Source organism: Flavobacterium sp. N502540 (genome assembly GCF_025947365.1).
In the GTDB taxonomy this organism is placed as follows: Bacteria; Bacteroidota; Bacteroidia; order Flavobacteriales; family Flavobacteriaceae; genus Flavobacterium.
In genome coordinates this window covers 612,707-634,649 of the sequence record NZ_CP110012.1, presented here as the reverse complement: position 1 = coordinate 634,649, position 21,943 = coordinate 612,707, and the positions used below count along the sequence as shown (strand labels likewise).

Below are 21,943 nucleotides of genomic sequence, written 5' to 3'. Positions count from 1 at the left end.
AATAATCGATTAAACTTTACTATGTTAACGATAATAGATAAGTATATTTTAAAAAGATATTTAGCCACTTTCTCGGTGATGATTTTATTATTTATTCCAATTGGAATTGTAATCGACGTCTCTGAAAAGGTGAATAAGATGTTGGAAAATAAAATTCCGTTTACCGCAATTGCGATCTATTATTACAATTTTACGGTTTATTTTGCGAATTCCTTATTTCCGATCTTTTTGTTTTTATCTGTAATTTGGTTTACCTCAAAATTGGCCAATAATACAGAAATTATTGCCGTTTTAAGTTCCGGAATTTCATTTTCCCGTTTTTTAAGACCTTATATTATTGGGGCTTCGATCGTTTCGGTTTTTGTGCTTTTAATGGGGTTTTTTATTGTTCCCGCTGCCAGTGAAGGTTTTAATAATTTTAGGTATACCTATCTGAAAGGAAACGGAAAACAGTTAATGCGAGGCGAGAATACCAATGTTTACCGTCAGATTAATGATAACGATTTTATTTTTGTCAATAGTTTTAATGAAGAGTCTAAAACGGCTTTTAATTTTACATTAGAGCATTTCGAAAATGAAAAGCTGACCTATAAAATTACTGCCAGCCGCATCAAATGGGATCCTAAATCCAAGACTTATGCTTTGTATGATTACACCAAAAGAACTCTTGGAGAATTAAACGATCAGATAGAAAAAAGTCCTGAGAAAAGAGTTGCTTTCAAATTTGAACTAGCCGATTTAACTCCTGTAGTTTACATCGCAGAGACCCTGCCACTTGGAAAACTGATCGATTTTATCGAAAAAGAACGCAAAAGAGGCTCAGGAAATATTGATATGTATTTGGTTGTGCTTTACAAAAAATACAGTGTACCCGTTTCGGCTTTTATCCTGACTATTATTGCTGTGGCCGTTTCGTCGATGAAGCGCCGTGGAGGTATGGGGACTAATTTAGCAATCGGAATTGCAATTGCCTTTTCATTTGTGTTCTTTGATAAAATATTCGGAACATTAGCCGAAAAATCTGCTTTCTCACCTTTATTTGCTGTCTGGCTCCCGAATATTGTTTTCGGAATCCTGGCGGTTTACCTATTACGTAATGCGAAACGATAATTTAAAAAGTTATTTAAATCTTCATTTAATTGTTTTTATCTGGGGTTTTACGGCCATTCTGGGTGCTTTGATAACCATTGATGCCGAAAATTTGGTCTGGTTTAGAATGCTTCTTGCAGGAGTTTTCCTGGCAGCATTTATCGTGTACAAAAAACAATCATTTGTAATCTCAGCCACTTCCTTTGCGAAACTGATTTTTGTGGGATTACTGATTGCGCTTCATTGGATTTTCTTTTTTAGAGCAATACACGTTTCCAACGTTTCTATAACACTTTCGATATTCTCGCTCGGTGCATTTTTTGCGTCGTTACTGGAACCTCTTTTTTACGGAAGAAAGATCTTATTCTACGAAGTTTTCTTCGGATTGATTATTATCGCCGGTTTAGCACTGATTATGCAGGTCGAGGTAAAGTATCTGCACGGAATGTATTATGCATTAGCAGCTATTATTCTGGGGGTTTTATTCACTTTAATGAACGGAAAATTAATAACAGAACACGATCCTTCGGTAATTACTTTTTATGAGTTTGCTGCCGGAGTTTTCTTTATTTCAATTTATTTTTTAATACAGGGGAAATTCACTGCCGATTTTTTTACAATGTCACTAAACAACTGGGCTTTATTGCTTGTTTTGGCTTCGGTTTGTACGGCTTATGCCTTTACTGCTTCAGTGAAAGTGATGCAGAAATTAACGCCTTATACCGTGATGTTAACGACTAATTTAGAGCCTGTTTACGGAATTATGCTGGCTTATTTTATTCTTGGAGGAAAAGAAAAAATGAGTACAGAATTTTATATTGGTGCCCTGATAATTGTAATTACCGTTATCTTAAACGGTGTTTTGAAACATTATAAAAACAAGAAACAAGTGTAATAATTTCCTTATTTTTAAATTACATTTTTATATTTTAAATACGATTTAATTCAACCAATGATATAATATTTTTATATTTGCGGTTCGATTTACAAACAAAATTCAAAAATCCATGGAATATTTAGATTTTGAGCTTCCAATTAAAGAACTTGAAGAACAGTTAGAAAAGTGTGTCATAATTGGAAAAGAATCTGATGTTGATGTAACACCAACCTGCAAGGAAATCAACAAAAAATTAGAGCAAACTAAGAAAGAAATATACAAAAACCTTACAGCCTGGCAACGTGTTCAGCTGTCAAGACATCCAAATAGACCTTATACTTTAGATTATATCAAAGCACTTTGCGGAGATACATTTTTAGAGCTTCACGGAGACAGAAGCTTTAAAGATGATAAAGCGATGGTGGGTGGATTAGGGAAAATAAACGGACAGTCGTTTATGATCGTAGGTCAGCAAAAAGGTTTCAATACCAAAACCCGTCAGTACCGTAATTTTGGTATGGCAAACCCTGAAGGATACCGTAAAGCTTTGCGTTTGATGAAAATGGCAGAGAAGTTCGGAATTCCGGTTTTAACTTTAGTAGACACTCCGGGTGCATATCCGGGACTTGAAGCTGAAGAAAGAGGACAGGGAGAGGCAATCGCCAGAAACATTTTCGAAATGGTTCGTTTACAAGTGCCTATCATTACAATTATTGTGGGTGAAGGAGCTTCAGGAGGAGCCTTAGGAATTGGTGTGGGAGATAAAGTATATATGTTAGAAAATACTTGGTATTCTGTAATTTCTCCAGAATCTTGTTCTTCAATTTTATGGAAAAGCTGGGAGTACAAAGAACGTGCTGCAGATGCTTTAAAATTGACTTCATCTGATATGAAAAAACAAAAATTAGTTGATGATGTGATTCCTGAACCATTAGGTGGAGCGCACTACGACCGCGAAACTACTTTTAAAACAGTAGCAGAGTACATCACTAAAGGATATAATGAATTGAAAGACTTATCAACACATGATCTGATTGCCCAAAGAATGGACAAGTACAGTAAGATGGGGGAGTATAAAGAGTAAATTCTTACAAAATGAATTAAAATCCGAAGCCTTACAGTTTCGGATTTTTTTTTGGTTATGAACAAAAAAACATATTTATAAACAATTAATAGTTATAACTCAATAGCAATTTTTTTTTAAATTTTGTTACTTTCGCTATATGGAAAATTTCAAGAATGTAAATCCTGTAAAGGTAGATAAAACCACAATTATTAATTTAGAAAAAGGAAAACTTCCGCCGCAAGTGCTTGAATTGGAGGAGGCTGTTCTTGGGGCGATGATGATTGATAAAAAGGGGGTTGATGATGTAATTGATATTTTGCAGGCTGATGCTTTTTATAAAGAGGGACATAAATTTATTTTTGAAGCGATCGTTCAGCTTTTTACCGAAACACAGCCAATCGACTTGCTGACGGTTTCGGCCCAATTGAAGAAGAATGGAAAATTAGAGTTAGCCGGAGGAGATTTTTATTTAATTCAGCTTACTCAAAAAATTGCTTCTTCTGCGCATATCGAATTCCACTCTCGTATTATCCTTCAAAAATTCATTCAAAGAAGTTTGATTCGAATTTCGTCCGAAATTATCGAAGCCTCTTACGATGAAACGGCAGACGTGTTTGATTTGCTGGATCAGGCCGAATCCAAACTTTATGAAGTAACACAAGGAAATATCAAACGTAGTTCCGAAACTGCTCAGAGTTTAGTACTTCAGGCTAAAAAGAAGATTGAAGAGATTGCGAAAAAAGAAGGATTGAGTGGTGTCGAAACCGGTTTTCATAATCTGGATAAATTGACTTCGGGATGGCAGCCAAGTGATTTAATTATTATCGCGGCAAGACCTGCGATGGGAAAAACGGCCTTTGTACTTTCAATGGCGAGAAATATAGCGATTCAGTATGGACATGGGGTGGCTTTGTTCTCTCTGGAGATGGCATCCGTTCAGTTGATTACAAGGTTAATTTCGTCAGAAACAGGATTGTCATCAGAAAAACTTCGTACCGGTAAATTAGAACCTCACGAATGGGAAATGTTGAGTACCAAAGTAAAAGATCTGGAAAAAGCGCCTTTGTTTATTGATGATACACCTTCGCTTTCTATTTTCGACTTGAGAGCAAAATGCCGTCGTTTGGCTTCACAGCACGGAATTAAAATTATTATTATTGATTATTTGCAGCTGATGACTGCCGGAGGAAATAATAAAGGAGGAGGAAATCGTGAACAGGAGATTTCTACAATTTCCCGAAACTTAAAAGCCCTGGCAAAAGAGCTAAACGTTCCGGTAATTGCACTTTCGCAGTTATCGCGTGCCGTTGAAACGCGTGGATCCAGTAAACGTCCATTGCTTTCGGATCTTCGTGAATCTGGAGCTATTGAGCAGGATGCCGATATCGTTTCGTTTTTATACCGACCGGAATACTACAAAATTGAAGAATGGGATGACGATGAAGCATCACCAACTGCAGGTCAGGCAGAGATTATGATCGCCAAACACCGTAACGGGGGTATCGAAAACATTCGATTGAAATTCTTAGGACATCTTGGAAAGTTTGATAATCTTGATGATTTTTCAGGCAGTTATGACGATTTACCATCAAAAATGAATCATGACGATAATTCTTTTATAACTAAAAGCCTGCCTTCGGCCAATGAAGCTTTTGGCAGTAATTTAAATGACGACGACGACGATAACGATGTTCCGTTTTAATAAAACAATTTAGCCTCATTTTGAGGCTTTTTTTATGTCTTTATATTAATACTTTTCCTAGAAAATTCTGTAGTTTAGCTAAACAATTGCGCAAAGCAATTATAAATTAAACTTTAACCCAAAAACAAATTTAAATTATGTCAGAAGAAAAGAATTTAGGATCAGTTGAAGTCAGTTTGGCTGTTGGTCAGGAATGGGCTCGGAAATTTCGAAAGTCTCAGGAAGGTAAAGGAAAAGTAGATGCTTATTTAATTCCGTTAGAAAGTATCAAGTTGGTGTTAGATCAGGATATTGATGCTGTGCGTGCTTATGTAGGGATTAATAATGCCGGAGAGCAAAACTTAATGCTTGTAGGGACAAAACTGGACCCAAAAACAGGTGTTTATGTAGATGTTTTCAAAAAACAGCAAGCTGCAGCAGGAGCAAGAACTGCCGGAGACGGAGAAGACGTGCTTTACGATGCTTCTCGTCCTTGTCCTCCATACACCGACCCGGGTAGTCCAATGAATCAATAATTGATGGATAATTTTTTAATATATTCAGGTTATTTTGTACTCTTACTCAACCTGATTTTATATACATATAGCTTTTTCCTACGGGAAAAAGCTAATGTTTTTTTTACAGTTTATGTCGTGTTTTTGTGTGTTATTCAATTCACAATGGAACTGTTATACCGTTTACATATTGAAAATTTACTCTTAGTAAACACCTATTTTATTGGACAAATGGTTTTATTAGGACTGTTTTATAAATCAATTTTAGGACTAAAAAGACAAAAAACATTTGTCGACTGGAGTCTGACTTTAATGTTGTTAGTTTTGGCTATTCAGTGTTTGATTAATACAGAACAATTTTTTAAATTTAATTTGTTCGCCATTACAGCAACTTCCTTGCTGAGCGTTGTATATGCGTTGTTGCATTTTTACAATATGCTGACCGATGACAGGAAGTACTATTATTTTACAGTGGGATTGTCTTCTTATTTGTTAGTGAGTACGGTCCTTTTTTTAGTGGGTAATCTTACCCTCGGATTAAGCGATGATTTAAAATATTTTACATGGAGACTAAATGCTTTTTTCGTACTGTTGTTTTATTTATTTATTTTGTATGAATGGAAAGTAAGTTTTAATCCAAAAAAGAAAATTAATAATCAGGTATGATATGAGTGGAAGCCCGGTTTACGAAAAAGAGATAGTTGCCATAATCCTGTACACATCATGTTTTTTTATGGTTGTGGCATTCTTTTTAGTGGCCTTCTTTTATTTTTCAAGAAAGAAAATTATTCAGAAGGAAGTAGAGAAAAGAGATTTGGAGATTCAATATCGAAAGGAACAATTGCATGCGGTTATTGTTACTCAGGAAGAAGAGCGAAAAAGAATCGCTCAGGATTTGCATGATGACATCAGTTCTAAGCTTAATATAGTTTCATTAAATTCACATTTACTAACCTCCCCCAATTTAACAGAGGCGGAGACAAATGAAATTACGGATACAATTATTAGTCTAACGGCAAAAGCATTAGAGAATTCCCGAAAAATTGCCCATAATTTATTGCCCCCGGTTTTTGAAAAGTTTGGTCTGAATGCCGGAGTCCGGGAACTTTGTGATGAATTTGAAAGTTGTAAGGCAGTAAAAGTGCATTATCATAATGGAATTGATTTTGACTCGAATCATATTGACCGACATTTGCATATTTTTAGAATCCTGCAGGAATTAATGAACAATTCTTTACGCCATGGAAAAGCGACCGAAATTTGGATTGATTTTAAAGTAGAAAATGAGATTCAGACTTGTTATTATAAAGATAACGGAATTGGTTTTGACAGCGAAAATGCCGAAAATCAGAAAGGATTGGGTATGAAAAATATGGATAGCCGTATTTCGTTTTTGAAAGGAACAATCGAAATTCATTCGGAAATTGGTAAAGGTATTAGCGTAGTTTTTACTTTTTAGGTTAAAAAAGGACAATAAATTCGGTTTTTGCCTAATATATTGTGGTTGTAGTACTTTTTTCTGATTCATATTTTGTAATTTCGGTGTACCAAAAAGACCAAAAACAAAAATCAAATGAGTGCCGCTATTAAAATTGCTTTAGTAGATGACGAAGTTTTGTTCCGTAAAGGAATTTCTTTTTTATTGCAAAGAGAAGATAATATCGATATTATTTTTGAAGCATCAAACGGAGAAGAACTTCTGTTAAATTTAGACAACAGCGTGATCAAGCCTGATATTATTATCATGGATTTGAAAATGCCCATTTTAAATGGTGTCGAGGCTACAAAAATTATCCGGAAATCATTTCCCGAAATTAAAATTATTGCGCTAACGAGCTATGATACAAAATCATTTATTGCCAATATGATTCAGGTGGGAGCTGTGGCTTATTTGATAAAAAATACTACTCCAAAAGATTTAATTCATACCATCAATCAAGTAGCAAAAAAAGGTTTTTATTACAATGAAAGCGTACTGCAAACCATTCAGGAGACTATTATCTCCACTAAAACTTCAAAAGGTAATCTGGAAACCGGTTTTCTTTCACAACGGGAAATAGAAATACTTCAGCTTATTTGCCAGCAAAAAACAACTTCAGAAATTGCAGATCATCTTTACTTAAGTCCCAGAACTGTAGAAGGGCACCGCAACAACTTATTGCTTAAAACAGAATCCAAGAATATTGCAGGTCTGGTAGTATATGCGATTCAGAATGAAATCGCTGTTTTAACGCTGTAAATCTAAGCTTGCTAAATATTGAATGGAGAGTACATAGTATAAAATTATAATTAGCACGAGTATAACTATTCCTATTTTTTGTATCATACTTAATCCCTTAGGTTCTTGGTTGCTATCATTAAGCTTCATGCCTTTGTCTTTTTCATTGATTAAATTTACGCCGCGGGGAGAGCAAATGTAAGAATAATGTGCTTTTGCAAAATAGGTGTTTCTACGTGATTTTTGTCGTGTATTTAATTATTTTTAGGTATTTTTTTAACATTTGTCTACCTATAAAAGCGAAACAACTGTTGTGTTTTTTGAAGGTTCCTTTATATCTTTACTAAAATAATTTTCTAATGAAGAAGTGCTTAGTTTATATTTTCATATTGCTACTTTCATTCACAGCAAAAGCTTCGTTTATCTTACTTCCGATGGACGAAACCACACAGCAGAATCATCTTAAAGCATACGGAATTACCTATTGGTGTTTAAGTAGAGACTATAAAGCAAGTTGGTTGTTAAATTATCGCGGAGGCTCATTTTTACTCCCGGATGCCGATGAAATCCGTAAAGAATGTAAAATTAGAGGAGTAAGTTTTGAAATTCTTTCAGATGCTGAGGAAGCTTCGATATTAAATGATATTTCAAGTCCCTCCCAAAATATGGAATCTGTTATTTTAGAAAAAGCACCTAAAATTGCTGTTTATACACCAAAAGGGAAACAACCTTGGGACGATGCCGTAACTTTAGTTTTAACTTATGCCGAAATTCCTTTTACGCCAATTTACGATGAAGAGGTTTTAAGTGATCAGTTGCTTCTTTACGATTGGCTGCATTTGCATCATGAGGATTTTACCGGACAGTATGGTAAATTTTACTCTGCATATAAAAACACACCCTGGTACATTGAACAAAAAAAAGATGCCGAAGCTCTGGCTGCAAAATTAGGATATCCTAAAGTGTCTCAGGAAAAAGGAGCAGTTGCAAAAAAGATTAGAGATTTTGTAATCGGTGGCGGATTTATGTTTGCCATGTGTTCTGCAACAGATAGTTTTGATATCGCACTTTCGGCAGATGGAGTTGATATTTGTGAAGCCATGTTTGATGGAGATGCCAGTGAATCCAATTATCAGTCAAAATTGAATTACGGAAATTCATTTGCCTTTAAAAATTTTACTTTGGAACGAAGACCGGAAGTATATGAATTCTCAGATATTGACATGACCTCAAAACGTAGAATTCCTATGGAGAAAGATTATTTTTCTTTAATGGAGTTTTCCGCAAAATGGGACCCAATTCCTAGTATGTTGTGCCAAAATCATACACAATTAGTAAAAGGATTTATGGGGCAGACGACCTCATTTGATACCGATTTGATAAAATCAAATGTCCTGATTATGGGGACTTGTGAATTGAATGGAGAATCAAGATACATTCATGGAGAGAAAGGAAAAGGGATGTTTACTTTTTTTGGGGGACATGATCCTGAAGATTTTCAGCATCAGGTTGGAGATCCGCCTACCGTTTTAGATTTACACCCAAACTCTCCGGGTTACCGTCTCATTTTAAATAATGTTTTGTTTCCTGCTGCAAGAAAGAAAAAGCTGAAAACATAATCTAGTTCAGTGAAAATTCAATCCAGATTGGAATATGATCGGATATTTTACGGGCTTCCTGAAGCGAATTAAAGTTTTTATAGAACGAAACAATACCGGAGTTTATATAGTTTACTGACTTTTTGTGATAAAAAATATTATCAAATTCTGATGCCAGACAAACAGTCTCTTTGCATTGTTGTTTTAAAGTAGTCTTTTGATTCTGTAAAGTAGAATGGTATCCCATTTTTTTTAATGGAGTAAATACAGAGTGAGATTGCGGGCAGTTGAAATCACCAACAAATACCAAATTTAAATTGGAATATTGTTCAGGCAGAAATTTAAAGTATTTGATCTCCGTCTCAGGCTGCTTCTTCTTAGTGATAGCATGAAAATTGACTAAAGTAATGCTCTTTTTATTGATTTCAAAAGTGCCCAGATATGGCTCACGATCAATTTCTGAATGGTATTTTTTTTCCAGCCAGGCGTTTCCTTTTAACTTTACCTTACTTGTTTTCCATATATAAGCGTATCGTTCTGTTTTATAGCTGTTTCCACTTGTTGGATTGCTTATGGTGTAGTCCCATTTTGATCCCTTATTGTTTAAAATTGTAGCAAGTTTAGCAACAGCCTGCGAACCGCCATATCCCGCAACAACCTCCTGAATGGCGATAATATCATAAGCAAGAACAGTATTTGCAATGAAATTCAGTTCTGATTCTGATTTTGATTTTCCTAAGTTCTCAATATTCCAGGATAGAATTTTAGTTTGTGAGTACGTAAGAACAGTAAAAAGGAAGAAAGTAAGACTTAATAAGTATTTCATGCTGTATTTAAAAATTCAAATATAGGCATTTCAAAATTCGATTACTGTTTGGTCGAATTCTGTTTTTAGTTTCAATGAGAATCTGTCTTAAAAAAGATTCTCATTGAAATTTCAGCATCAATAAATTTAAGATTAATGCTTTTTATACCTGTTTTTTAGAGCAGTACCAATTATAATGATTTGCAGAACAAGCAGAGCCGGAATAAAAATAATTTTCCAATCTACTTCCAGCCATCCTGTTTTTTCAGAAACGAAAGCAAAACTTAAGGATAGAAAAAGACAAAGCAACATTGTTTTCATTATGATCTTGTTTTTAGTTGTATTAATCTTCGAAACAAAAATCTGTAGAAAATTTCTTTTAGAGCTATTTTTGTATTTGATTTTCATTAGTTGACTAATAGATTACAGACAAAAATAGATTTATTAAAAAACATTTCCTTACGGGAAACCGTAAAATCAGTTAAAAATTAAATCAGTCCAAAATCTTTTGCAATAGCAATTAAATGCACATTGTTGTTTGCCTTAAAATAAATTTTTAGTTTATTAATGCGTTTTTCGATACTGCTGGTTCCGTTTGGAGTGATCGAAGTCGCTTTAAATTCGTTTGATATGTTGTCTAAAATATAACCTTGAGACAGAAGTTTTAAGATTGAAATGTCGTACGATTCAATTTCAAACAATGATTTTTCGTTGAAACTAAAAGACAAATCAGAAGAAAGTATTTTTTCTTCATTTCTAAAAGTTCCTTCAATCGCTTTTTTTAATTCGACGATACTATTACGCCCTTTAGAAACATAAGCACTAATGCCTAAATCATAAAAAAGAGATTTTATGCGATAAGATTTGTCTTCTATAGAAAATACTATCTTTTTTATTTTAGGCTGAACTTCATTAACCGCTTCGATTAACTCTTCGCCACCATTTAAGATAGTTTTGCGATGATCTTTTTTAAATGACAAATCAGTGATTAATAAATCATATGGTTCGTTATCCATAATAGCTTTTTTTACTTTATTTAATCCATCGTCGCAATATTTGACATGGTCAATTACGGGAACGTTTAGTTCTTCAAGTGCTTGAATTACGGCAATGCTGATACTGTCTAAATCTTCGGCAACTAAAACTTTTTTGAACATATTATTTTGTTTATTTGGGGAAATTGAAACTTAACTTAAAACCTGTTTTAGAATTGGAGTCAAAAATAATATTTCCATTTATGGTTTTAATACGGTTTTCCACATTTTGTAGTCCATTTTTTAAAATTATTGATCGGTTATAGGCTCCGACCCCGTTGTCACTGTAAGTTACAACTATTTTTTTTTCAAAATTTTTAAAAGTAAGACTAACTAATGTTGCCTGACTGTGCTTTTTCATGTTTCCGAAGAGCTCCTGAAGGATTCTGTAAAGTATAATTTTTCTGCTTTTTTCAAGTTCATTCCAGATAATTGCATCAAAACCATTGAGAATAATATGTAAATCGGGTGTTTTAAATCCGGAAATCATCTCCTTTAAAGCGATACTGTAGTTCTCATTTGTTACAATCGAGCTATTTTCCTTTGAAATATTTCTTGTTTTGGAGTAGACTGTGGTGAGATCATTCAGTAATTTTATTTTATTTTCTTCGTGATTGAGATTGGCATTTGATGAGAAATCTAATATTTGATACATATTATCCGTTAATTCGTCGCTTAGCTTTTTTGATATTCGTATTTCACTTTCGAGAACTGCATATTTTTTTTCTTTTCTGTTTTTCGTGCGTAAGTGCATAAATGTCAGTATGCATATCATGGTGACCACAAGGATGATAACGTATGAAATTATAGATCTGTTTTTTTGTTTTTCTAGTTGCAGTTCGTGTGCCGCTTTTTGAATTTTAAGTTGTAAATTTTCTTCTTTGCTTTGATTGAGATTGTATTTAATTAGGGAAAATTGATTTTTCGTTTTTTTTTGAGTTACGGACATACTATCGATAAGTTTGATGTAAGCATTGGCGTATTTTTTCAAGTCGTTTGCGGTACTGGTTGCTATTAAAAGTTTTAGGGATTTTTTTTTGGTTCCGAAAGAGTTTATTTTGCAAGCCGCCTTGTACCCCATGTTTGCATATTGGTTGGATAGGGCTGTTTTTTTTGATAAATAATATTCGGAAAGATGATTAAAACTAAAGGGTAATGCTTCATAACTTTTTACTTTTAATCTTATTTCCAATGCTTCATTGAAATGGACTAAGGCCTGAGGGTTTTTCAGTTTAAATAAACAGAATCCCAAATTGTCTATCATGGTTGCATATTCAGTATAATCATAAGCATCAAGAGTATGCTGTTTTTTTTTAGCGGCATAATATCCCTGTGTTGTAATTTGAAGATAGAGGTCTGTTGCCTTCTTGTAATTGTGTTGTTCTATATAAATAAGGCCGATATTGCTTAAAGTTTCAAGTTGTCTCCATGGGTTTGTTTTTAGGGCTAAAGCTTTTTTTAGATAAAAAAGCGCATTGTCATAATCCTTGGTAGCAAGATAATTTAACCCCAGAATATTATAAGCATTCCAGGCAAATCTTGTTTTTTTCAAATGTGCGAGAAGAGGTAAAATTTTTGTAGTAACGGCTTCACTATTGATATAATCACCTTGCGCATGATGAATATATCCCATCGCGATTAGGGCATCTGCATAATCCACAGTGTTGTTTTTAATATCAGCGAGTAGTATGATTTTATTATAGTTGTGAAAAGCACTATCGAGTTTGTCTTCTTCATATTGCCTGTCAGCAATAGCTGTTAATCTTTTTACTTCCCAGGTATGATCTGTTTTTTTAGATTTCGTATCTCTTTTTTTTGAGCAGGATTCTAAGCAAAAAATTATACTTAAGATCATTAGAAAGCTTATTAAACAGTTTGTAATATTCTTGTTTGATAAGAATGTAAATGTCAATTTTTTCATCTTATATAGGGAATTTAATAAAAACTTTGAATCCCATGTCAGGAAAAGAATCGATTTCAATAGAGCCATCTATAGCAAAAAATCTATTTTCGATATTGTTTAAACCATTTTTCAAAAGTATTTGATTTGCATCAATACCTTTACCGTTATCGACGTAGATAATTAGTATGTTTTTGTTTGTTTTTTTGAAAGTTATAACGACTGAGGTTGCGGAACTATGTTTCTTCATATTGACTAACAATTCCTGGATAGTTCTGTATACTGCTACTTTTTTATTTTTTTTGATTTCACTCCATAAAATTGTATCTAAACCTTTAGTTAGAATATTTGTTTCGGTATTATTAAATTCAGAGATCATTTCGTTTAAAGAAACAGCATAGTCTTTATTAGCAACAAGCGGGCAGTTTTCCTTTGAAATATCACTTGTTAGCGTGTAGATATCTCTTAGGTTTTTTAATAAATGTTCTCTGTTTTTCTCTATAGAGAGATTTTTGTTTTCGATAAATGCCATAGTATGATAAACATCGTTTGCCAGTTCATCATGCAGTTTCTTTGAAATACGGGTCTCACTTTGATAAGTTGCTTCGATCTTTTGTCGATTCGCACGAGATGTGAGATGAAAATACAGGGTTACTACTAAACTTAATGCCACAAGAATTATGATGTAAGACATAATATTTCTATTCTCCTGTCTTTCTATTTGTAATTCATTTTCGATTTTTTGAGATTTTAGTTTTAAATTCTCTTCTCGCTCTCTTTTTGAATCGTACTTGATTCTTGCAAATTGATTTTTTACTTTCTGTCTTACTTCAAATATACTATCTATTATATTTACATACTTTGTAGCATATTTTCTTAATTCCTGATCAGAAGTATTTTTAATCAGCAGTTCCAGTGAGGATATTCTGCTTTCTACACTATTTGCAGCAGTGAAATTTTCATAGCTTAACAACATGAACTTTTTTGCTAGTGCAGGATTGCTTTTTTCGTAGAATTTTGCAAAATGAAGATAGCTTTTGCCTAAATCAAAAGGACGGTTTTTTCTTTGCCTTATTTCAAGACTTTTTTGGAAATAATACAGAGCCTTATCTGAATTGTATATTTTAAAGTAGCAGAATCCAATATTGTCTAGCGCTTTCCCTTGAAACTCATCATTGTTAAGAACTTCTTTCTTTGTTGTCAAAGACAGAAAGATCTGGAGAGCCTTATTGTATTTTCCTTCTTCCATTAAAATAACTGCGATGTTATTTCTTGCCGCTAGTTTTTGCCACTCTTTTGTTTGTAACTGTAAGGCTTTTTGGTTGTAAAGTATAGCATTCTTATAATCGTACGTATTTAAGTAGTTGATGCTTAAAATAACATAAGTGCGCCATATTTGCGATTGGTTTTTCGCATGTTTCAAATAAGGCAGTATTTCTTTAATAGTATTTTCGCTGCCTGTATAATCCGCGTGATCTTGCTGTATCTCTGCCATACGGTTCAGAGAACTAATGTAGTTTTGGGAGTCCGTAATTGGGTTGCAAATCGACCTTAGTTTGTTATAGTAAAAAAAGGCACTATCAAATTCCTTATGATCATAAAAGCGATTTGCGGTAAGGATTGTTTGTTTAACTTCAGATGTTGTATTTCTTGGTTTTGGGGTATTTGAAGTCTTTTTCTGGCAGGATGTGAGGAGAAAAAAAGTAAAGATAATATATAGGAAAGTCCGCATTCTGTAAGGTATCATGCGCCAAAAGTAAAGAATTAAAGTTCTAAAAAAAGCGTATAAATACCTGTTTTTATGTAAATTTTATTTTTTATTTTTCGAAGTTTATTTATAAGTAAATACAGACAAATCCTTCCTTTAATGAAGACTTTGTCTGTATTAGTGGGTTAATTTATTCTCAAAAGAACTAAGAAACTCGCAATCCTGTTGTGATAGCAATTCTATTCCAGGAGTTAATGGTAATAATTGCCAGAATGATTTCTGCTAAATATTGATCATCGAATAAACTTGCTGCATTTTGGTAGGTCTCATCAGAAACGTGATGGCTAATTAGAGTAACTTCTTCAGTTAGGGCTAAAATTGCTTTTTCTTCTTCCGTATAAATATCTGTATCACGCCAGGCACTTAATAAATAAATACGTTGTTCGGATATACCGTGTTTTCGCGCATCGATGGTATGCATGTTAATGCAATGCGCACATCCATTTATTTGTGAAGCACGAATTTTAATCAGCTCTTTGTGTACAGGTGTAAGTGAAGTAGTAGAAATGTATTTTTCTAAATTTAGTAATGCTTGGTAAGCTTGCGGAGCAGCTGTTGGAATAACGATTCTTGGTTTCATTTGAAGTGTTTTTAAAAGTTTGATACAAAGATCATATATATCATATTTGAAAAACTTGAACTACTTCAAGAAAACTATTGAGTCGCTGAGATTCTGAGATAATAAGGTTCAGAGTTCGCTAACGATGTATATAAAAGAACAGGATTTGTTTTTTGATACTCTAAAAATCAAAAGATGCTTAGTATCTGAGAGCCTTAGTTTCTCAGAATTAAACTTTACCGGCCCTGATTTTGCTCATAAATTCTGGTGAAAAATCAAGATAGGAGGCAAGCATGTATTGAGGAACACGCTGAACAAACTCAGGATTAAGATTGTTGAAATGATGGTATCTTTCTTCTGCAGACATGGTGAATAGAAACTTAATTCGCATTTGTGCAGCTCCAAATGACTTCTGGGAAACAATGCGAAAGTAGCGCTCCAATTTTGGAACTTGAATCAATACAGACTCCAATACAGATTGTTCTAAGGCAATAACCTCAGAATTCTCTACAGCCTGAATATAAAAATGAGAAGGAACGTGGTTGTGGTAACTTAGGTAATCTGTAATCCACCAGCTTTCTATTCCAAATTGAAGTGTTTGTTCAGTTCCTTTCGAATTAATGATATATTGACGCATGCATCCTTTAACGATAAAATATAGAGTGTTGCATATTTGACCTTCCCGAAGTACGTGATCTTTCTTTTTAATGCTTGATAAACTTAAAGCAGATTCTAAGAGATTAATCTCAGAAGCTTCCAGAGTTACAAATTTTTCGATGTGTGCAAAAAGAGCAGTGTACATTGGTATAAGTTTTATACAAATGTACTTTTAAAAATTAGAATTTAGCAAACGGGTATAAAGCAAAAAACCATCCCGTTTAAACGAGATGGTTTTTCTATGATAAGTAAGTAATCTAAATTGAGTTTATAAAACGTTTATTTTACTTTATTAAGTATTGCTTTGAAAGCTTCAGGGTGGTTCATCGCTAAATCTGCAAGAACTTTACGGTTCAATTCGATTCCGTTAGCTTTTACTTTCCCCATGAATTGAGAATAAGACATTCCTTCTAATCTAGCTCCAGCGTTGATACGTTGAATCCATAAAGCACGGAAATTTCTTTTGTTTTGTTTTCTATCGCGGTAAGCGTAGCACATTGCTTTCTCTACTGCATTCTTAGCAACTGTCCAAACGTTTTTACGTCTACCAAAGAAACCTTTGGCTTGCTTCATTATTTTTTTTCTTCTTGCTCTTTTAGCAACTGAATTTACCGATCTTGGCATAATTTTAATGTGTTTTTGTAGCAGGCGTCCTGAATTGAATCAAAGGAACTTAAAAGCCATACTCCAAGGTTATATAAATAATTTTAAACCTAAAGAAAATCTCTAGTCTAATGTTTTAAAGTCAAACGTCTCAAGTCAGTTACTGACTTTTCAACTTTATGACTTTCCAACTTTTGACTTATATTAGATAATTCTTAATTGTTGTTTGATGCTTTTCATATCTGTAGAGTGAACTAGCGCTGAGTGTGTCAAAGCTAATTTACGTTTTTTAGATTTTTTAGTCAAGATGTGACTTTTAAAAGCATGCTTTCTTTTAATCTTTCCAGAACCAGTAACTTTGAAACGTTTCTTGGCGCTAGATTTTGTTTTCATTTTAGGCATTTTTCCTAGTGTTTTAATTTATTCTTACTTACTTATATCTTCAAAAGCATTAGGCTTTAGGCTTTAAGCATAAGTTTCATCAAACTTTTGCTTAAAGCCTATTGCTTATTGCAAATAATTTATTTCTTTTTCTTCGGAGCAATGAACATAATCATTCTCTTTCCTTCCAAAACAGGCATTGCTTCAACTTTACCATGCTCTTCAAGGTCTGTTGCCAAACGTAAAAGCAAGATCTGACCTTGATCTTTATAGATGATAGAACGTCCTTTAAAGAATACAAACGCTTTCAGTTTAGCACCTTCTTTAAGGAACTTCTCTGCATTTTTTCTTTTAAATTCGTAATCATGCTCATCCGTTTGAGGACCGAATCGAATTTCTTTTACGACAACTTGCGTAGACTTAGCTTTTAACACCTTATCACGTTTCTTTTGTTCGTAAACGAATTTCTTGTAATCCATGATTTTACAAACCGGTGGCTCAGCGTTTGGCGAGATCTCAACTAAATCCAGTTCAAATTGATCTGCTAATCGTAAAGCTTCAGCAAGCTTAAATACACCTGGTTCGATGTTTTCGCCTACTAATCTTACTTCTTGTACGCCACGAATATTATTGTTTATTCTGTGGGCATCCTTTTTTTCTACTCGAGGTTGGTAACCTCTGTTGCTTCTTATTGCTATGACTTTATAATTTAAGTTAAACTGTAAAAACTTTTAATGTCTTTTTTATTTCTTCGTTTACAATAGCGACAAATTCATCGATTGCAACTGTAATATTACCTTTTCCTTCTTGCCCATGACGACGGATAGAAACCGTTCCGTTTTTCTCCTCTTCCTCACCAACAATCAGCATAAATGGAGTTTTTTGCATCTCAGCATCTCTAATTTTCTTACCGATAGTCTCGTTTCGGTTGTCAATTAGGGCGCGAATTTCGTGATTTTCTAGCAAATCTAAAACTTTTTTAGCATATATTTCGTATTTCTCGCTCAAAGACAAGATTATAGCTTGCTCCGGCATTAGCCAAAGTGGGAAATTTCCTGCAGTGTGCTCCAGTAAAATTGCGATGAAACGTTCCATTGATCCAAAAGGAGCTCTGTGAATCATAACCGGACGGTGTAATTCGTTATCGGCACCTTTATAAGTCAATTCAAAGCGTTCCGGAAGGTTGTAATCTACCTGAATAGTTCCTAATTGCCATTGTCTGCCTAAAGCATCTTTAACCATGAAGTCAAGTTTAGGACCGTAGAAAGCTGCCTCGCCATATTCTACAACCGTATTCAGTCCTTTGTCGGCTGCGGCATTGATAATAGCGTTTTCAGCTTTTTCCCAGTTCTCATCAGAACCAATGTATTTATCTCTGTTTTCCTGATCTCTCAATGAAATTTGAGCTGTAAAGTTTTCAAAACCTAAGGAACCAAATACATAAAGTACTAAATCGATTACCTTTTTGAATTCTTCGTCCAATTGTTCCGGAGTACAGAAGATATGTGCATCATCCTGAGTAAATCCTCTCACACGAGTTAGCCCGTGTAATTCACCAGATTGCTCGTATCTGTAAACTGTACCAAATTCTGCGTAGCGCTTTGGTAAATCTTTATACGACCACGGTCTTACATTGTAGATTTCACAGTGGTGAGGGCAGTTCATTGGTTTCAATAAAAATTCTTCACCTTCAGCAGGAGTGTGTATCGGTTGAAAACTATCAGCGCCATATTTTGCATAGTGACCAGAAGTAACATAAAGTTCTTTTTGTCCAATATGCGGAGTAACAACTTGTTCGTAACCGGCTTTCTTTTGAGCTCTCTTTAAAAACTGCTCTAGACGGTCTCTAAGGGCGGCGCCCTTTGGTAACCATAATGGTAAACCTTGTCCGACTTTCTGAGAGAAAGCAAACAATTCAAGTTCTTTACCAAGTTTACGGTGATCACGACGTTTAGCTTCTTCAAGAAGTTCAAGATATTCAGTTAAATCTTTTTGCTTAGGGAAAGAAGTTCCATAAACTCGAGTTAACTGCTTGTTTTTTTCGTCACCTCTCCAGTAAGCCCCGGCTACACTCATAACTTTCATGGCTTTGATAATTCCTGTATTCGGAATATGTCCGCCACGGCATAAGTCAGTAAAAGTAGCGTGATCGCAAAATGTAATAGTGCCGTCTTCAAGATTTGAAATTAATTCCGTTTTGTAAACGTTGTCTTTATACATTTCTAAAGCGTCGGCTTTGCTAACCGGACGCATTTTGAATTCATGTTTTCCTCTTGAGATTTCAAGAACACGATCTTCAATCTTTTTGAAATCAGCGTCAGTAATTTTTTGATCTTCAAAATCAACATCATAATAAAAGCCATTTGCAATTGCAGGTCCTAGAGTTAGTTTGATTCCAGGGTACAATTCTTCGAGGGCTTGTGCCATTACGTGTGAAGTAGAATGCCAAAAAGCCTTTTTTCCTTCTGCATCATTCCAGGTATATAAAGTAAGACTACCGTCGGTCGTCAATTGGGTTTCGGTTTCAATTGTTGTACCATTAAAAGATGCAGAAATCACATTTCTTGCAAATCCTTCACTAATGCTTTTCGCAACCTCCATCGGAGTTACGCCTGAGGCGAACTCTCTAATTGACCCGTCGGGTAAAGTAATCTTAATCATTGTTTATAATTTTGTGAATGCAAATATAGCGCATTACGTAAATACATACAATATATAAATTCATGTTTATACTATAATATAATAGGTGTTGATTGGATGAGCTGGTTTTCTTTGTTTTTGTATACTATATTATAAGGTGTTGTTGCGGGTTAAGTTGTAAAGAATAAGGTTGGAGTTGTTTTGGAGTGTGCTGTGTTTGTTTTAATGGTTGCTTGGGAGGTTGGAGATGTTGATAAGGGGTGTGGTGAGGTTGTATATGGGGTGAAATTTGATAATAAATGGTGTGGTAGGTAAGGATGGATGTAAAAAAGGAATGCTGTTGAGGGGGTATATTGTGGTAAATGAATGTTGGTGAGGAAAAATCTTATAATTTTAAAACAAATAAGAAGTTGTAAAGTTTATATTATCAAGGTGTTAAGGAAAAGCTTTAAAAAAGATTAAAAATAAGTTTATAAAAAGCTTGTAAAAGCGGATAAAGTGACTACTTTTGCACCCGCAACAGCGATAAACGTTCACGGAAATACTGATAAGCAAAACGAATCAAAACGAAAATTTATTTTCAAAAAAGATTAAAAAAAGCTTGTGAGTAAAGAAAGAAAGTTTTAAGTTTGCACCCCGCAAAACAAGGGAAGTTCATTGAAAGATTGGTAAGGAGAGAAGTTAAAAACGAAAAGAAATTTTCTAAAAAAAAACTTCAAAAAACTCTTGCCGATTAGAAATAAGTTTTCTACTTTTGCACCCGCTTTGAGAAACAAGCGAAATTAAGAAAAAAGAATACGTTCGTAGACATATTGAATTGACAGCCGTCCCGATTAATCGGGACAAAAGAATAAGAGTAATAGAATCGTAAGATTCGAAAAGAACCGATAGATATTCATCGCAATATAATATAAAAAATATACGATGAAGAGTTTGATCCTGGCTCAGGATGAACGCTAGCGGCAGGCTTAACACATGCAAGTCGAGGGGTATGCCGATTTATCGGCAGAGACCGGCGCACGGGTGCGTAACGCGTATGCAATCTACCTTTTACAGAGGGATAGCCCAGAGAAATTTGGATTAATACCTCATAGTATAGTGACTCGGCATCGAGATACTATTAAAGTCACAACGGTAAAAGATGAGCATGCGTCCCATTAGCTAGTTGGTAAGGTAACGGCTTACCAAGGCTACGATGGGTAGGGGTCCTGAGAGGGAGATCCCCCACACTGGTACTGAGACACGGACCAGACTCCTACGGGAGGCAGCAGTGAGGAATATTGGACAATGGGCGCAAGCCTGATCCAGCCATGCCGCGTGCAGGATGACGGTCCTATGGATTGTAAACTGCTTTTGTACGAGAAGAAACACCTCTACGTGTAGAGATTTGACGGTATCGTAAGAATAAGGATCGGCTAACTCCGTGCCAGCAGCCGCGGTAATACGGAGGATCCAAGCGTTATCCGGAATCATTGGGTTTAAAGGGTCCGTAGGCGGTTTAGTAAGTCAGTGGTGAAAGCCCATCGCTCAACGGTGGAACGGCCATTGATACTGCTAAACTTGAATTATTAGGAAGTAACTAGAATATGTAGTGTAGCGGTGAAATGCTTAGAGATTACATGGAATACCAATTGCGAAGGCAGGTTACTACTAATGGATTGACGCTGATGGACGAAAGCGTGGGTAGCGAACAGGATTAGATACCCTGGTAGTCCACGCCGTAAACGATGGATACTAGCTGTTGGGCGCAAGTTCAGTGGCTAAGCGAAAGTGATAAGTATCCCACCTGGGGAGTACGTTCGCAAGAATGAAACTCAAAGGAATTGACGGGGGCCCGCACAAGCGGTGGAGCATGTGGTTTAATTCGATGATACGCGAGGAACCTTACCAAGGCTTAAATGTAGTTTGACCGATTTGGAAACAGATCTTTCGCAAGACAAATTACAAGGTGCTGCATGGTTGTCGTCAGCTCGTGCCGTGAGGTGTCAGGTTAAGTCCTATAACGAGCGCAACCCCTGTTGTTAGTTGCCAGCGAGTCAAGTCGGGAACTCTAACAAGACTGCCAGTGCAAACTGTGAGGAAGGTGGGGATGACGTCAAATCATCACGGCCCTTACGCCTTGGGCTACACACGTGCTACAATGGCCGGTACAGAGAGCAGCCACTGGGCGACCAGGAGCGAATCTATAAAACCGGTCACAGTTCGGATCGGAGTCTGCAACTCGACTCCGTGAAGCTGGAATCGCTAGTAATCGGATATCAGCCATGATCCGGTGAATACGTTCCCGGGCCTTGTACACACCGCCCGTCAAGCCATGGAAGCTGGGGGTGCCTGAAGTCGGTGACCGCAAGGAGCTGCCTAGGGTAAAACTGGTAACTAGGGCTAAGTCGTAACAAGGTAGCCGTACCGGAAGGTGCGGCTGGAACACCTCCTTTCTAGAGCCTTACTGTTAGTCTAGTGCACGTTAAGGAAAAAAGATGACTATTTATGGGTTTCTGAATTGGAGATTGTATTACTCTTGCTGTTAATTTAAAAAAATGAAAGAATTAAGT

At 35.2% G+C, this 21,943-nt stretch carries 20 protein-coding genes and 1 rRNA gene; 10 read left to right on the top strand and 11 right to left on the bottom strand.

Going from position 1 to position 21,943, the window contains the following annotated elements:
• Positions 1-21: 21 nt before the first annotated feature.
• The 9 genes from OLM58_RS02865 (at position 22) to OLM58_RS02825 (ending at position 9,065) form a co-directional block, all read left to right on the top strand.
• Positions 22-1,110: an LptF/LptG family permease gene (locus tag OLM58_RS02865; protein WP_026110191.1), complete on the top strand. Its 1,089-nt coding sequence runs from the start codon at positions 22-24 to the stop codon at positions 1,108-1,110.
• Positions 1,097-1,984, top strand: a complete 888-nt coding sequence (locus OLM58_RS02860) for a DMT family transporter (protein WP_264531129.1) — start codon at positions 1,097-1,099, stop codon at positions 1,982-1,984. Before OLM58_RS02865 ends, OLM58_RS02860 begins: the two co-directional genes overlap by 14 nt.
• 112 nt (positions 1,985-2,096) lie before the next feature.
• Positions 2,097-3,050: an acetyl-CoA carboxylase carboxyltransferase subunit alpha gene (locus OLM58_RS02855; protein ID WP_017498443.1), complete on the top strand. Its 954-nt coding sequence runs from the start codon at positions 2,097-2,099 to the stop codon at positions 3,048-3,050.
• Positions 3,051-3,189: 139 nt separating this feature from the next.
• Positions 3,190-4,734, top strand: a complete 1,545-nt coding sequence (gene dnaB / locus OLM58_RS02850) for a replicative DNA helicase (protein ID WP_202704264.1) — start codon at positions 3,190-3,192, stop codon at positions 4,732-4,734.
• Positions 4,735-4,871: 137 nt separating this feature from the next.
• Positions 4,872-5,249 carry a hypothetical protein gene (locus OLM58_RS02845; RefSeq protein ID WP_264531128.1) on the top strand — a complete coding sequence of 126 codons (378 nt, stop codon included), beginning with the start codon at positions 4,872-4,874 and terminating at the stop codon, positions 5,247-5,249.
• Between the two features lie 144 nt (positions 5,250-5,393).
• A complete protein-coding gene (locus tag OLM58_RS02840) occupies positions 5,394-5,894 on the top strand; it encodes a hypothetical protein (protein WP_264531127.1) in 501 nt (166 codons plus the stop codon).
• Position 5,895: 1 nt separating this feature from the next.
• Positions 5,896-6,687 (top strand): sensor histidine kinase, encoded by a 792-nt coding sequence (locus OLM58_RS02835; protein WP_264531126.1) that lies wholly within the window; start codon positions 5,896-5,898, stop codon positions 6,685-6,687.
• A gap of 114 nt (positions 6,688-6,801) precedes the next feature.
• Complete coding sequence (locus OLM58_RS02830) at positions 6,802-7,467, top strand: response regulator transcription factor (protein ID WP_264531125.1); 666 nt, start codon at positions 6,802-6,804, stop codon at positions 7,465-7,467.
• A 338-nt stretch (positions 7,468-7,805) separates the two neighbouring features.
• A complete protein-coding gene (locus OLM58_RS02825; protein WP_264531124.1) occupies positions 7,806-9,065 on the top strand; it encodes an asparagine synthetase B in 1,260 nt (419 codons plus the stop codon).
• A 1-nt stretch (position 9,066) separates the two neighbouring features.
• Here the strand turns inward: OLM58_RS02825 and OLM58_RS02820 are convergent, their stop codons facing one another.
• From OLM58_RS02820 to thrS, 11 genes are all read right to left on the bottom strand, one after another.
• Entirely contained in the window at positions 9,067-9,870 is an 804-nt protein-coding gene (locus OLM58_RS02820; RefSeq protein ID WP_264531123.1) for an endonuclease/exonuclease/phosphatase family protein, read from the bottom strand.
• 132 nt (positions 9,871-10,002) lie between these two features.
• A complete protein-coding gene (locus OLM58_RS02815) occupies positions 10,003-10,170 on the bottom strand; it encodes a hypothetical protein (RefSeq protein WP_157495921.1) in 168 nt (55 codons plus the stop codon).
• A gap of 167 nt (positions 10,171-10,337) precedes the next feature.
• Positions 10,338-11,006 carry a response regulator gene (locus OLM58_RS02810; RefSeq protein WP_264531122.1) on the bottom strand — a complete coding sequence of 223 codons (669 nt, stop codon included), beginning with the start codon at positions 11,004-11,006 and terminating at the stop codon, positions 10,338-10,340.
• Between the two features lie 10 nt (positions 11,007-11,016).
• A complete protein-coding gene (locus OLM58_RS02805; protein WP_264531121.1) occupies positions 11,017-12,738 on the bottom strand; it encodes a tetratricopeptide repeat-containing sensor histidine kinase in 1,722 nt (573 codons plus the stop codon).
• A 67-nt stretch (positions 12,739-12,805) separates the two neighbouring features.
• Positions 12,806-14,206, bottom strand: coding sequence for a tetratricopeptide repeat protein (locus OLM58_RS02800; protein ID WP_264531120.1), 1,401 nt, complete (start codon positions 14,204-14,206; stop codon positions 12,806-12,808).
• Positions 14,207-14,696: 490 nt separating this feature from the next.
• Positions 14,697-15,131 (bottom strand): carboxymuconolactone decarboxylase family protein, encoded by a 435-nt coding sequence (locus OLM58_RS02795; protein WP_264531119.1) that lies wholly within the window; start codon positions 15,129-15,131, stop codon positions 14,697-14,699.
• Between the two features lie 208 nt (positions 15,132-15,339).
• A complete protein-coding gene (locus tag OLM58_RS02790) occupies positions 15,340-15,912 on the bottom strand; it encodes a Crp/Fnr family transcriptional regulator (protein ID WP_264531118.1) in 573 nt (190 codons plus the stop codon).
• Positions 15,913-16,046: 134 nt separating this feature from the next.
• On the bottom strand, positions 16,047-16,391 hold the full coding sequence (gene rplT / locus OLM58_RS02785; RefSeq protein ID WP_007810721.1) for a 50S ribosomal protein L20: 345 nt from the start codon (positions 16,389-16,391) through the stop codon (positions 16,047-16,049).
• A 183-nt stretch (positions 16,392-16,574) separates the two neighbouring features.
• On the bottom strand, positions 16,575-16,772 hold the full coding sequence (gene rpmI, locus OLM58_RS02780; RefSeq protein WP_007810722.1) for a 50S ribosomal protein L35: 198 nt from the start codon (positions 16,770-16,772) through the stop codon (positions 16,575-16,577).
• Positions 16,773-16,891: 119 nt separating this feature from the next.
• Complete coding sequence (infC, locus tag OLM58_RS02775; protein WP_217427714.1) at positions 16,892-17,389, bottom strand: translation initiation factor IF-3; 498 nt, start codon at positions 17,387-17,389, stop codon at positions 16,892-16,894.
• Between the two features lie 76 nt (positions 17,390-17,465).
• Positions 17,466-19,412, bottom strand: coding sequence for a threonine--tRNA ligase (thrS, locus tag OLM58_RS02770; protein ID WP_264531117.1), 1,947 nt, complete (start codon positions 19,410-19,412; stop codon positions 17,466-17,468).
• Positions 19,413-20,312: 900 nt separating this feature from the next.
• On the opposite strand from thrS, the gene OLM58_RS02765 reads away from it, so the two are divergent.
• A 16S ribosomal RNA gene (locus OLM58_RS02765) occupies positions 20,313-21,826 on the top strand.
• Positions 21,827-21,943: the final 117 nt, after the last annotated feature.